18 protein-coding genes and 1 pseudogene are annotated in these 10410 nt (G+C 58.3%); 17 read left to right on the top strand and 2 right to left on the bottom strand.

Features of this window, described 5'->3' with window-relative positions; genetic code table 11:
* The 7 genes and pseudogenes from B3I26_RS24855 to B3I26_RS24825 all read left to right on the top strand — a co-directional run.
* Positions 1–166, top strand: a pseudogene (locus B3I26_RS24855) (VRR-NUC domain-containing protein); the annotation flags it as partial.
* A complete protein-coding gene (locus B3I26_RS24850; RefSeq protein WP_296261656.1) occupies positions 163–1449 on the top strand; it encodes a tyrosine-type recombinase/integrase in 1287 nt (428 codons plus the stop codon). The pseudogene B3I26_RS24855 and the gene B3I26_RS24850, both read left to right, overlap by 4 nt.
* Positions 1450–1505: 56 nt before the next feature.
* Complete coding sequence (locus B3I26_RS24845) at positions 1506–1658, top strand: hypothetical protein (protein ID WP_296261655.1); 153 nt, start codon at positions 1506–1508, stop codon at positions 1656–1658.
* Entirely contained in the window at positions 1655–1969 is a 315-nt protein-coding gene (locus tag B3I26_RS24840; RefSeq protein WP_296261654.1) for a hypothetical protein, read from the top strand. Before B3I26_RS24845 ends, B3I26_RS24840 begins: the two co-directional genes overlap by 4 nt.
* A 2-nt stretch (positions 1970–1971) precedes the next feature.
* Positions 1972–2355: an antiterminator Q family protein gene (locus tag B3I26_RS24835; RefSeq protein ID WP_296261653.1), complete on the top strand. Its 384-nt coding sequence runs from the start codon at positions 1972–1974 to the stop codon at positions 2353–2355.
* 147 nt (positions 2356–2502) lie between these two features.
* Positions 2503–2967, top strand: a complete 465-nt coding sequence (locus B3I26_RS24830) for a hypothetical protein (protein WP_296261651.1) — start codon at positions 2503–2505, stop codon at positions 2965–2967.
* A 504-nt stretch (positions 2968–3471) separates the two neighbouring features.
* Positions 3472–3939, top strand: coding sequence for a hypothetical protein (locus tag B3I26_RS24825; protein ID WP_296261650.1), 468 nt, complete (start codon positions 3472–3474; stop codon positions 3937–3939).
* A gap of 469 nt (positions 3940–4408) precedes the next feature.
* On the opposite strand, the gene B3I26_RS24820 is transcribed toward B3I26_RS24825, so the two are convergent.
* Positions 4409–4834, bottom strand: a complete 426-nt coding sequence (locus B3I26_RS24820) for a type II toxin-antitoxin system HicB family antitoxin (RefSeq protein WP_296261648.1) — start codon at positions 4832–4834, stop codon at positions 4409–4411.
* Positions 4835–4900: 66 nt separating this feature from the next.
* Positions 4901–5080, bottom strand: a complete 180-nt coding sequence (locus tag B3I26_RS24815; RefSeq protein ID WP_296261646.1) for a type II toxin-antitoxin system HicA family toxin — start codon at positions 5078–5080, stop codon at positions 4901–4903.
* A gap of 188 nt (positions 5081–5268) precedes the next feature.
* On the opposite strand from B3I26_RS24815, the gene B3I26_RS24810 reads away from it, so the two are divergent.
* From B3I26_RS24810 to B3I26_RS24765, 10 genes are all read left to right on the top strand, one after another.
* On the top strand, positions 5269–5595 hold the full coding sequence (locus B3I26_RS24810; protein WP_296261644.1) for a phage holin, lambda family: 327 nt from the start codon (positions 5269–5271) through the stop codon (positions 5593–5595).
* Positions 5592–5987 carry a hypothetical protein gene (locus B3I26_RS24805; RefSeq protein WP_296261642.1) on the top strand — a complete coding sequence of 132 codons (396 nt, stop codon included), beginning with the start codon at positions 5592–5594 and terminating at the stop codon, positions 5985–5987. The genes B3I26_RS24810 and B3I26_RS24805 overlap by 4 nt, the downstream gene beginning before the upstream one ends.
* A complete protein-coding gene (gene lysC, locus B3I26_RS24800; RefSeq protein WP_296261641.1) occupies positions 5896–6135 on the top strand; it encodes an Rz1-like lysis system protein LysC in 240 nt (79 codons plus the stop codon). Before B3I26_RS24805 ends, lysC begins: the two co-directional genes overlap by 92 nt.
* Complete coding sequence (locus B3I26_RS24795) at positions 6132–6260, top strand: hypothetical protein (RefSeq protein ID WP_296261640.1); 129 nt, start codon at positions 6132–6134, stop codon at positions 6258–6260. Before lysC ends, B3I26_RS24795 begins: the two co-directional genes overlap by 4 nt.
* A 5-nt stretch (positions 6261–6265) precedes the next feature.
* On the top strand, positions 6266–6439 hold the full coding sequence (locus B3I26_RS24790) for a hypothetical protein (protein ID WP_296261639.1): 174 nt from the start codon (positions 6266–6268) through the stop codon (positions 6437–6439).
* Positions 6440–6442: 3 nt separating this feature from the next.
* Positions 6443–6763, top strand: coding sequence for an HNH endonuclease (locus B3I26_RS24785; RefSeq protein ID WP_409522107.1), 321 nt, complete (start codon positions 6443–6445; stop codon positions 6761–6763).
* A 158-nt stretch (positions 6764–6921) separates the two neighbouring features.
* Entirely contained in the window at positions 6922–7437 is a 516-nt protein-coding gene (locus B3I26_RS24780; RefSeq protein WP_296261637.1) for a terminase small subunit, read from the top strand.
* Positions 7438–9126 (top strand): terminase large subunit, encoded by a 1689-nt coding sequence (locus tag B3I26_RS24775; protein ID WP_296261635.1) that lies wholly within the window; start codon positions 7438–7440, stop codon positions 9124–9126.
* Positions 9123–9284, top strand: a complete 162-nt coding sequence (locus B3I26_RS24770) for a hypothetical protein (protein ID WP_296261633.1) — start codon at positions 9123–9125, stop codon at positions 9282–9284. Before B3I26_RS24775 ends, B3I26_RS24770 begins: the two co-directional genes overlap by 4 nt.
* Positions 9277–10410: phage portal protein (locus B3I26_RS24765; RefSeq protein WP_296261631.1), on the top strand; the 1134-nt coding region annotated here is incomplete at its 3' end. The genes B3I26_RS24770 and B3I26_RS24765, both read left to right, overlap by 8 nt.

The following is a 10410-nucleotide window of genomic DNA, read 5'->3' as shown; positions in this document are numbered from 1 at the left end:
CAAGGCGACGGCGCCGAACGACGCTGCAGTCTCGGCCAGCCAGTACGCGTGGATCCGCCGGTTGAACGATCAGGGCTATCTGGCGATCGTGTGCCGTGGACACTTCGACGCCATGGAACAGATCCGCGCTTACCTGCGACTCGCTCCTACAGTGGTGGCAGCATGACGACGGCAGCAGTGAAGATCAGCGACGCCGAGATCAAGCGTCAATCGGCCGGGACGGTTCGAGACTTGCGTGATTATGAGCATCGAGGCCTCTACCTGCGCTTTGCCAAAACGCGGGCGCGGGCATCGTGGTTCTTGGTGGTGCGGGGTAAGTGGAATCGGATCGGCAGCTATCCGGACCTGTCCGTCAAGCAGGTCGTCGCCGCGCTGCCCGACATCCGTCTGCGCCTGGACGCCGGCGCGAGCACGAACCTTTCGAAGTGGCTGACCGTAGGCGAGCTGCTGGAGTGGTACGCCGAGCGCATGTCGCGCGATCGCAGCCTCTCCGACAAGCGCAAAGACACTGCCGCCTCCGCAATCAAGTGTCACCTTCTGCCGCGCCTCGGCTCTGCATCACTGACCGATATCGACAAGGCATTCCTCGACCGTGAGCTGATGTGGCCGATGCAGGAAACGCTTTCCATCGATTACGTGCGGCTGGTCTTCCAGCTGCTGGCGCTGGCATTCCGTCAGGCCCACAAGCTGGGGCTGATCGCGAGCAATCCTCTGACCGGGATCAAGTTCAGCGACTTTTCCAAGGCCAAGGTCACCGTCAAGCCGTCACGGCTGCGAGGCGTGCACATCGAGGAGCTACTCCAGCTGCTGCTGCGCGAGCTGTTCCCCATCCCGAATGACGCGATCCTGGCGCTGATGATGCTCTGTCATGGCACCCGCATTGGTGAAACCCGCCAGGCGCGTTGGGACCACATAAGCCTGGCCGAACACGTCTGGTTTATCCCGGCGGCTGACACGAAGACCCGGGTGGAGCATTACCTGCCACTGACGGAGGCTGTACGGCATCTGCTGATGCAGTACCGCGAAGTGCAGCAGAACCGAGGCTACACCGGGCCGTTCCTTTTCCCCGGACGCCGAGGCAAGCCGCTCAGCGAGAGCCAGGCCAGTGCCGTATTCACGCGCTTGGGGAAGGGCGAGTGGACGAGTCACGACCTCCGCAAGCTGGCCCGCACAGGATGGGCTGACATAGGGATCGATCACTTGATCGGCGAGCTGCTGATCAACCACGCCATGGGCCACAACGTGAAGGTGTACATCCAGTCCGACGTAATGGCTCGCAAGCGTGACGCGCTTGAGAAGTGGCACCGCCATCTAGACGGCAAGGGGCTGAGCATCATTCTCGGATTGACCGGCTTTAGATTTGAGGACTCCGACAAATCGCTACAGGCCCCGGCGGATATAGCCTGCAACCCTATTCAAGAATCAACCATAGGCGAGGTTTCAAAATGATGATTATGGTCGATCCGCGCCGATACGTCGCCGTCCATCCTGGAGACATCAGTGCGATGACGATCACTCGCGGGTCGGTATCCCAAGGCGAATGTCTGGTCATCTATCTAGCGAGCGGTCACGAACTCCACGTCTGGGAGTACTGCGGCAACAAGTCTCGGATGGATCTGCGCGCCGTCCATGATCGGCTGATGGAGGCGTGCAAGTGAAAAAGAACCATGGCCCATCGTTCCGCCGCGAACTCAGGCCGTTGATGGTGTGCGGCACCTGCCGCGGCGCCACGGTGGTTAGCGGTGTCTTCCATCAGTTGGACTGCGCTGCCTGCAACGCCTCGGGCTGGGTCTGCGCTAAGACGGGCGAGGCGTTGCCGGTCGAGGTGCTCGTCCAGCAACTGAGCTTGAAGCTCCGCAATGTGACCGCCGAGCTATCCAGGGCACGCCAATCCATCGGCGGTGCCCACGAACAATACGAACAGAACAACCGCCGCGGTGCCGGTGGCAGCAATTACACAGGGGATTGATCATGATGATTCGCAAACCGTTGCACCGCCCGTTGGGCGACACCGAGCACATGCTGGAGCAGTGGGGTTTCTGGCGTATGGACGGGATGGGCGTTCCTCATTACACCTCGCCGTCACTGGCGATCATGCGCGATGTGATGCCCTCAACCACGAAGTCATACGTGATCACCGACGAGCTTGCCGGTGTGGTTGATGCTGCCGTGGCCAGGCTCTGCCGCCGCGATACGCAGATGGGCGACATGGTCTGGTTGTACTACGGGGCAAAGTGGCCGGCGATCCGTGTAGGCCGTCATCACAGCGTTAGCGAGATGAAGGCCCGTGAGCTGATCAAGGCTGGTGTAGCCTGGATCGATTGCGCGCTGGACAGCTTGAAAGAGGCGGCATGAAAAAATAGTTGTCCATATGGAATAGCTCTGTTTTCATGCCACGGTGTTCAGCTGATTCAGCGCGACACCCGATTCAGAAGCCCGGCCATTGCGTCGGGTTTTTTTATTATGTCTACTCCAGGGTTCCAAGCACACAAGGAGTGACATATGTCTCGCATCGAACAGCTTGTAAACGCTTATATGGAAGCCGCTCAGAAGGATCAGCAGTACTGGAGTGAGCTTTTACAAATCGTAAGTTTGGTTGAGGAAAAGTTCACCGAGTACATGCAGAGAACTCCCGGCGCACTAGACGACGAATCGCTGGATGAAAGCCGATTTGTCGCGATGGTCGCTGCAGGCACGACCATGCCGGACGGAACCTTCCAGACAGACGATGAGTTTTTTGTCAGAAATGGAAAGGCTTTGAACTTCTCCATTCGCCTAGACTTGATTCCCGATCCAACACTAGAACCGAAAAGTTTCGTAGTGATCAATTTGGCCGTTTCGAAAACTGATTCAGAAACGGACATAGTAGATGTTGACACTGGTAACCATCTACATATCAATAAAGATCTGCATGCAGTATGCAAATGGTTACATCAGCGCTGCATTAAAGAATTCGAAAATCTGTAGCTGATGTCAGTTACCAGCCCCGCCAAGTGCGGGGTTTTTATTTCTAGAAGAGCCATATTCTGCGAGGCGATCTGATGATTGGTTTTCCTGAACACAGGCACCGCCATCGCTACCTTTTGAACTTGATCGACGAGAGGCATTTTCTCTTCAAGCGCTGGGATCCCCACGCGGAAAGTGAAAAGGTGAAACCGGCGCGCCTGAGACACATGCTCAAGCTTATGCGGTACGGCCGAAAAGCCAAGGGCGTCAAGGCTTGGTAGACAACATTTCGGGAGGCCCAGCCACAGAGCTGGGCTTTCTCATTCTGGAAGGTGGCGCCCAGTGGTGGGCAATCGGCACAGGCCTTGACCTGACGTCGCTGCTAAGCCTCATCTGAAATCCATTGGAACCTATGCTGGCTATCCGATTCTATCTACCTCGTGCCTGCTGAATTGTTCGGCGAACAGAGACGCTTCGTAGGCGTCTCTCAGGCTTAAGTGATGTAGATAGGTAAGGAAGTTTGTGATGAGGTTTTCAGGAAACAGGGAACGCAAGCTAGGCCTCAAGCTGAGCTTGCAAACAGCCACTGCCTGCACGCTGTCTGCGCTGATGTCTGGATGTGCAAGCGACCCGGCACCGAATTATTTCAACGGCAACTATTACATGGCGGGTGATTCCGACTGCGCACGTTTTTCGGCGCTCACCCGAACAAGCATCATGTGTTACAACTCCGATGGGGAAGCGAAGGAGTATCGTGATGCAATGACGCCCCAGCAAATCCAAATGTGGCAGTACAACCAAGCTCAGCAGAATTATCAAATGCAGCAGCTGAACCAGTCTATGCAGCAGACGAATCAGTCGTTGCTGCAGCAAAATCAGCAGTACCAGCAATACCAGCCCTATACAGCCCCAGCGGTGACGCCGATCGCGCCTCCTAGCGGCAACCAAGTCAGGTGCATTAGCACAGACATATACACCAACTGCAGATACTGAGATCAGCTCTCACACTAAAGCGCAGCCAATGCGCTGGGCTTTTCGTTTCTGCGGGTACCGCAGGTCGCTATACAGGTTTCCACCCTGCTGATCAGGGTTCGATTCCCAGGTATCCGCTCCAATTTGCTGCTGAGATAACCATAGCCAGAGAGGCCCCACGGAGAGGGCCTGGACGCGGTATGGCCGGTAAGTCACGCGTACGAGAAGAACGCAGGCAACTGATGGCTCGGCTCCAAATCTGCAATACGGGCGGCATCGGTGGGCAGCGTGGGAAGACACGCTTGTTATGCAGGTTATCGCGTAGGCAGCTGCGCTAAGTCGGTAGAGGCGTCGTCTAATCCCGCGCGGACAATGGGCGGCTACGCGATGAGAGTGCGGGGTACGTGACCCAGCTATCCGCACCGCCAGAGCTGGAGATGCACCAGCCACCTGCACCTATTTCAAGCCCCGGCGTTGACTGGGGATTGCATCAAGCGGCTTCGACCGAAACGGCCAAGCGCTTGCCCAGGGCTGCCAATGCAGCTTCGATCTGTTCCATCTTCGATTTGTGCAAGAAGTCGACGAGTCGATCCCCTTGCACCTGGTGAACACCCAGCAGGCGACGCAGATCAGCTTTGCGCATATCCCGTTCGATCATTGTGTTCCACAGCACGATCTTCGCCACGGTCACCGCTGGCAAATAGATGACCTGCTCGCCGGGTTGAGCTGGAGTTGCTTCTGGAATTGTTCGGCGCTCGTCCACGTAGATCGACAAGGTTGTCTCGATGGCGTCTACCGCTTCGCTGATGGCGTGCTGCTCGTCGTCACCGTAGCTGTTGAGCTGGGGTAAGTCGCGGCAGAACACTGCCAGACCTGGTGCTTCGTCTCGCTCGAAGCGGATTGCGTAGTTGTACATGTGATTCCCCTTGTATCGGTGAGTGGTGAGGTGGTCGCTCAACGTTCAGATAGGCGAAGGGGGCTCTCAGAGCCCCAGTTGTTTAATGATCGCCTTGCGGGTTCCTTCGGGCATTTCTTTTGCCCCGTGATCCGCGAAGGTTGTCCTTTTGCCGTTTGGGGCAGTGACTTTGAAGTGGCTTCCTTTGCCTGCTTCGAAGGTCACCCCTTGGGCCTTCAACCATCGTCTGAACTCGCTGAACTTCATCACCTCGCCTCGTTGTTTGGATGAGTCCAGTATACAACATATTTGTTTTAACACAACACATTTGTTTTGTTATGGCCTCGGCGTTTCGTCGGGGCTTTCTCGTTTTCAGCCCCGCCACACCCATCGCTCCAAGCTGGGAGTGCTGCGGGGCTGATTCATTTTCCTATCCCGAAAGGGTGGACTGTCGGATGTCGACGATGCCTGAAAAAACACCTGACTTCCTGGCGCAGGTCTGGCTTGTCCTTTCGAACCCGCTCTGGCAAGGAGCGATTATGGCCGCAACCATTTCCCTGCTGCGCGTGCTGTACGAAGGCAAAGAGGCCAACAAGTGGAGAGTCGTCCTTGAGGCTTTGATCTGCGGTGCGCTGAGCCTTTCGGCCAGCAGCGTCATCGAATGGATGGCCTGGCCTTCCAGCTTATCTGTCGCCGCCGGCGGGACGATCGGGTTCATCGGCGTCACCGCGATCCGCGAGTTGATCATCAAGTTTCTCGGACGCAAGGCGGACTCAGCATGACCGTACTCAAAGCAATCGCACTCGCAATCATCATCGGCCTTGTGGGTGCACTGCTCGTTGGCATTCAACAGTACCGCGTGATCGCGCTGCGCGCTGAGGTCGCCGTCGAGACGAAGGCCAAGAAGGCTGCACTCGACGCAAACCTTGAAAGCCAGGCCACGATCACCACGCTGCGCGCTGAAGCAGCGCGCAATGCCGCGTACCAGGCAGACCTAAACAACCGGCTCAAGGCCAGCGAACAGAAAGCCCTGCAGGCGAGGAAAGACTTTGAACAACTCAAGCGCACCAGCAAGCCTGTTCGTGATTGGGCTGCTCAGCCTTTGCCTGACGGCCTGCGCGGGAAGCCAGGCCGCGCCGGTAAAGACAACAACGGTAAGGCTCGAGCCCCCTGAGCTGGTCCCGTGCGAACGCATCAGCACTAGTGACGATGACCTGGCGCTGAATGGGGATCTCTGGGCACTGAAGGATCGGGCCATCAACCTGCTCGACACGTGTGCCGACCAGGTCGACGCGCAGATCCAACGCAGTAAAAGTAAGTGAAGAAGTCCTGGTACGTCACCGTGCCGGGCTATCCACCATTCCCCATGATCATGCAGGAAGACCACGACCACGCCGGTGCGCTGGCCGTGGCTCGGTGCATCTGGCCGAACTGCACAGTTGAGTGAAGCCCATGAATGACAAGGCTGAGTATTACCAGTTGAAAGGCATGGTCAGCGAGATGTCCGCAGAGGATCAGGCGGAAGTCGCGAAGGCCGAGGCCGACGTGATTGCCATTGCCAAGCAGTCAGACAAGGCGATGCTCGGCGCCCTCATGGCGATGCTCCGTCTCGCCATCGAGGCGTGAAACATGTCCAGGCTCACCGCGCTTAAGCCTCGGATGAAGCAGGCAGAAGAACGGCAATACGCAACGCCGGTTGCCCCTGAAGCGGAAGGCAGGTGGGGCTCAGGTCGTGGCGGGCGTCCGTGGCGCCGCAAGCGTGAATCGATCCTGCTGCGCGACAAGTACACCTGCCAAGCCTGCAGCATCGTTACGCTCGACCTTGAAGTCGATCACATCGTCAACATCGCTCAAGGCGGAAGCGACGATGATGCAAATCTTCAGGCGCTGTGCGTGCCATGCCACAAGGCGAAGACGGCCATAGAGGCAGCTCAGGGCGGGGGCTGGTAGAAGCACGCCATCGACGTGCTACTTCGTTGATTTCGCACCGATCTGGTGCAGCACGTCAGTGCCCCGGTGGGGCGGGTCGAAACCGTGGGGCCTTTCGCTACGGACACCGCCCCCGACCGCACGCAGAGATTTTTTCCCCCTCACAGGTTTTTTGTTAAATGGCTCTGACCCCGAAAAAGCAGGCATTCGTCTCTGCGAAGAGGGCAGGTGCGTCCAATAAAGATGCAGCGATAGCCGCAGGATACGCGGCTTCCAGCGCTGCGCAGGCAGGGGCACGACTGGCAAAAGACAAGTTCGTTATAGCGGCGCTCGCTGCCCCAACCGTTAACAAAAAAGTTAACAAATTTGTTAAAGGGGACGCGCCACCAAAATCGAAGGGGATCGCGGTTCCTCCTACCGAGGATGCAGAAGAAGTCCATGGCGACGCAGGCTTCGACCTGGGTAAAGCCATGCGCTTCTCAGATCCCAAAGAGTTTCTACTTGCGACGATGAATGACTTCGAAACCGACTCGAAGCTGCGCGTCGACGCAGCGAAGGCCTTGATGCCGTTCATTCATCCGCGCAAAGGCGAGGGCGGCAAGAAAGAGGAAAAGGAGAACGCCGCCAAGAAAGCCGCTAAAGGTAGGTTCGGTGCTGCACCTCCACCCCTAAGCCATTTGCGAGCGGTGAAATAAATGAACGAACCCGTCTGGGACACTTCGTGCCCGGACTGGGAGACGAGGATTGTAAATCGTCAGTCGCTGGTTCCATTTCCTCCACTGTTCCCGGACGGGGCGCGGGCGTGCATGGAGGTCCTGAACGATCTTCGGATTGTCGACGCACCCGGCAGCCCGCTGATAGGCGAATCCTGCGCGCCATGGATCACCGATCTGGCGGGAGCCATCTTCGGTGCTTACAACTCCGATACCGGCGAGCGACTGATTCAAGAATTCTTTCTCCTCATCAGTAAGAAGAACGCAAAAAGCACCATCGCCGCGGCGATCATGCTGACCGTGCTGATCCGCAACTGGCGGCAGTCTGCAGAGTTCATCATTCTGGCGCCGACAATCGAGGTGGCGAACAACGCCTATGCGCCGGCCCGGGACATGGTGAAGCACGACGAAGAACTGGCGGCGTTGTTGCACGTGCAGGACCACCTGCGGACGATCACACACCGGGAGTCTGGTGCGACCCTGAAAGTGGTGGCCGCTGACCAGAACACCGTCGGAGGCAAGAAGGCCGCAGTGGTCCTGGTGGACGAGCTCCATCTGTTTGGCAAGAACCCGCATGCCGCGAATATGCTGCGCGAGGCTACCGGTGGTCTGGCTTCGCGGCCAGAAGGCTTCGTCATCTACCTGACCACGCAGTCTGACCAGCCACCTGCCGGTGTTTTTCGCGAGAAGTTGCAGTATGCCCGCGGCGTCCGAGATGGGACGATCATTGATCCTAACTTCCTGCCGGTGATCTACGAGTTTCCGCAGCACATCCTCAAGGCCAACGAGCACCGCAACCCCGAAAATTTTTACATCACCAACCCGAACATGGGTTACTCGGTCAGCGAGAAATTCCTGATCCGGGAGATGAAAAAGGCCGAGGAAGCGGGTGAGGCTGAAGTGCTTGGTTTCATGTCCAAGCACCTGAACGTGGAAATCGGCTTGGCGCTGCGCTCGGACCGCTGGGCTGGCGCAGACTTCTGGGAAGCGTCAGCCGTACCCGTGCTGACCCTGGACATGCTGATTTCGATGTCGGAAGTGATCGATGTCGGCATCGATGGCGGCGGCCTGGACGACTTGCTCGGTTTCGCTGCGGTGGGCCGGGACAAGCGCACCCGCGACTGGCTGATCTGGACGCATGCCTGGGCCCACCCCTCGGTTCTGGAACGTCGCAAAGCAGAAGCCCCGCGCTTCCACGACTTTGAGAAACAAGGCGACCTGACGCTGTCGGTTCGCATCGGTGACGACGTGAACGACGTTGCCGATCTTGTCGAACAGATTGAAGCCTCCGGCCTGCTCGACAAGGTCGGTTGTGACCCGGTCGGCATCGGTGCGATTTACGACGCGATGATCGAGCGCGATATTCCGCCAGAGAAGATCGCGGCCATCAGCCAGGGCTGGAAGCTTGGCGGGGCTATCAAGACAGCTGAACGCAAACTGGCAGAGGGCGGGATGAAACACGGCGGCCAGCCAATGATGGCCTGGTGCGTGGGTAACGCGAAGGTCGAGCCTCGCGCGAACTCCATCCTGATCACCAAGCAAGCCAGCGGGTCGGCAAAGATCGATCCATTGATGGCCCTTTTTAACGCAGTGACCCTGATTTCCTTGAACCCCGAAGGACGGGGTAATGACGACTTCATGGCCGCCATCAGGAACCCGATCATCGTATGAATCCACTGTACTTCTTCATCGCTACCGCGCTCTGCGGCTTCGCGCTCGCTGTTGCCGGGGTGTACGTCCTGCTCGGCCTGGGCTGGTCATTGCTGGCAGGCGGGGGCGCATTACTACTCATTGCTGGATTCGTGCGAAAGGGGCTGACCGGTGACTAGATCCTTATCGGTCGTGCTGGGCCGTGCTGCCAGCAAGCCGCGCGCTTCGTTAGGCGAATGGGTTGGCAAGTCCATCAAACTAAGCGACGGCGGGTTCTGGGGGCAGTTTCTGGGTGGCCAGTCCAGTTCAGGCAAGCGCGTCACCGTCGACAACGCCATGCAGCTCTCGGCGGTGTGGTCCTGTGTTCGTATCATCTCGACCTCAGTGGCTGGCCTGCCGATGGGGGTCTATCGGCGCGAGGCCGACGGTGGGCGCAAGGACGCCCGGGATTTCGGGCTGTACGACGTTGTGCACACCAGCCCGAACGAGGACATGACCGCTTTCCAGTTCTGGCAGGCGATGGTGGCCTCGATGCTGCTGCGCGGCAACGCCTATGCAGAGATCCACCGGAGCGGCTCGCGCATCATTGCGCTGGATTTCCTCTTGCCGGGTCGTGTGGATCTCGATCTGGATGATGACGGCCGGGTCAGTTACTGGTTCCGCCCTCGCAAAGGCGCTCGCCGTCAGATCGAGCGGCAGAACATGCTGCACATCCCGGCATTCAGCCTGGACGGCCGGGTGGGGCTGTCAGCCATTCGCTACGGCGCTGACGTGTTCGGTGCCGCGATGTCGGCAGACGATGCGGCCAACGGCACGTTCAAGAATGGTTTGCTGCCGGCCGTGGCCTTCAAGGTCGACCGAGTGCTCAAGCCAGAGCAGCGCGAAGAGTTTCGCGATTATCTGAAGCAGGTATCCGGAGCGCTGAATGCCGGGCGCTCCCCGGTGCTTGAGCAGGGCATCACCCCGGAAACGATTGGTATCAACCCGGTCGATGCTCAACTGCTGGAGTCTCGCGGCTACAGCGTCGAAGAGGTGTGCCGCTGGTTTGGCGTGCCGCCGTGGATGGTCGGCAAAACGGACTCCGGCAGTAACTGGGGCACCGGCCTGGAACAGCAGATGATTGCATTCCTGACATTCAGCATCAGTTCCATCACCAACCAGATTCAGCAGTGCGTGAACAAGCGGCTACTGACTCCGGTCGAGCGCCAGTCGTATTACGCCGAGTTCTCGCTGGAAGCCTTTCTCAAGGCAGATAGCGCCGGGCGCTCGGCCTGGTACAGCCAGATGACCCAAAACGGGATCATG

Origin of the sequence: Pseudomonas sp. UBA5706 (assembly GCF_002419965.1) — a bacterium.
Classification (GTDB): domain Bacteria; phylum Pseudomonadota; class Gammaproteobacteria; order Pseudomonadales; family Pseudomonadaceae; genus Aquipseudomonas.
This window is presented reverse-complemented; position numbering and strand designations above follow the sequence as displayed.

What these genes read in the sequence shown, in the direction of transcription:
- B3I26_RS24850 (WP_296261656.1), top strand. Translation starts at nt 163, where the DNA reads ATGACGACGGCAGCAGTGAAGATCAGCGACGCCGAGATCAAGCGTCAA.
- B3I26_RS24835 (WP_296261653.1), top strand. Translation starts at nt 1,972, where the DNA reads ATGATGATTCGCAAACCGTTGCACCGCCCGTTGGGCGACACCGAGCAC.
- B3I26_RS24780 (WP_296261637.1), top strand. Translation starts at nt 6,922, where the DNA reads ATGGCTCTGACCCCGAAAAAGCAGGCATTCGTCTCTGCGAAGAGGGCA.
- B3I26_RS24805 (WP_296261642.1), top strand. Translation starts at nt 5,592, where the DNA reads ATGACCGTACTCAAAGCAATCGCACTCGCAATCATCATCGGCCTTGTG.
- B3I26_RS24820 (WP_296261648.1), bottom strand. Translation starts at nt 4,834, where the DNA reads ATGTACAACTACGCAATCCGCTTCGAGCGAGACGAAGCACCAGGTCTG.
- B3I26_RS24825 (WP_296261650.1), top strand. Translation starts at nt 3,472, where the DNA reads ATGAGGTTTTCAGGAAACAGGGAACGCAAGCTAGGCCTCAAGCTGAGC.
- B3I26_RS24775 (WP_296261635.1), top strand. Translation starts at nt 7,438, where the DNA reads ATGAACGAACCCGTCTGGGACACTTCGTGCCCGGACTGGGAGACGAGG.
- B3I26_RS24790 (WP_296261639.1), top strand. Translation starts at nt 6,266, where the DNA reads ATGAATGACAAGGCTGAGTATTACCAGTTGAAAGGCATGGTCAGCGAG.
- B3I26_RS24785 (WP_409522107.1), top strand. Translation starts at nt 6,443, where the DNA reads ATGTCCAGGCTCACCGCGCTTAAGCCTCGGATGAAGCAGGCAGAAGAA.
- B3I26_RS24815 (WP_296261646.1), bottom strand. Translation starts at nt 5,080, where the DNA reads ATGAAGTTCAGCGAGTTCAGACGATGGTTGAAGGCCCAAGGGGTGACC.
- B3I26_RS24830 (WP_296261651.1), top strand. Translation starts at nt 2,503, where the DNA reads ATGTCTCGCATCGAACAGCTTGTAAACGCTTATATGGAAGCCGCTCAG.
- B3I26_RS24770 (WP_296261633.1), top strand. Translation starts at nt 9,123, where the DNA reads ATGAATCCACTGTACTTCTTCATCGCTACCGCGCTCTGCGGCTTCGCG.
- B3I26_RS24810 (WP_296261644.1), top strand. Translation starts at nt 5,269, where the DNA reads ATGTCGACGATGCCTGAAAAAACACCTGACTTCCTGGCGCAGGTCTGG.
- B3I26_RS24845 (WP_296261655.1), top strand. Translation starts at nt 1,506, where the DNA reads ATGACGATCACTCGCGGGTCGGTATCCCAAGGCGAATGTCTGGTCATC.